The sequence below is a fragment of the Oleiphilus sp. HI0086 genome (genome assembly GCF_001635225.1).
This window is the reverse complement of the sequence record NZ_LWFZ01001223.1, coordinates 1-779: the sequence shown is the minus strand read 5'-3', so window position 1 is coordinate 779 and position 779 is coordinate 1. Positions and strand designations below refer to the sequence as shown.

The following is a 779-nucleotide window of genomic DNA, read 5'->3' as shown; positions in this document are numbered from 1 at the left end:
TGGACCGTGATGAATTACTTGATGACCCGTTCAAGCAGTTTGAACACTGGTTTCAACAGGCAAATGATGCAGACATACAAGATGCAAATGCCTTCAGTCTGGCGACAACAGATCTTGAAGTAGGCCCCTCCATTCGAACGGTATTACTGAAGTTATTTGATGAAAACGGCTTTGTTTTCTTCACTAACTACAACAGCCGAAAGTCTCAGCAGATTAAAGCCTACCCTCAAGTAGCGATGTTGTTCCCCTGGTTACCACTGAACCGTCAGGTGAAGGTGGAAGGACGTTGTGAAAAGATATCCAGTGCCGCTTCCTTGAAATATTTTGCAACCAGGCCGCGTGGCAGTCAGATTGGTGCTTGGTGTAGTGATCAGAGCGAAGTGATCGAGTCTCGTTCTTTTCTAGAACAAAAGTATCGTGAAGCGGCAGAGAAATTCAAATCCGGTTCGATTCCTTTACCTTCGTCATGGGGCGGCTATCGCATAGTGCCGGCTCGAATCGAATTTTGGCAAGGACGTGAAAATCGACTTCATGATCGTTTCCAATATACGCGTTTGCATGATGATAGTTGGTCGATCGAAAGGCTAGCGCCGTAGGCCGAGGGTGCTAACCCGCCAGCGAGCCGTGGAAGGGTCTGCCTACAGATAAGGCAGACCCTTTTTTAGAGATAGAATCTTTATTTTTGAGGTGCTTCAGGTGCTTTAATGGCTTCGGTAAAAGCATTCAATTTTTGTTGGGCTTCAGTTAACTGACGCTGAGCCTGATCAAGTTCCTCTTGG

1 protein-coding gene is annotated in these 779 nt (G+C 46.6%); it reads left to right on the top strand.

Going from position 1 to position 779, the window contains the following annotated elements:
- A partial coding sequence (pdxH, locus tag A3756_RS21380; protein WP_068554590.1) for a pyridoxamine 5'-phosphate oxidase occupies window positions 1-596 on the top strand: 596 nt, incomplete at its 5' end.
- Between the last annotated feature and the right edge of the window lie 183 nt (window positions 597-779).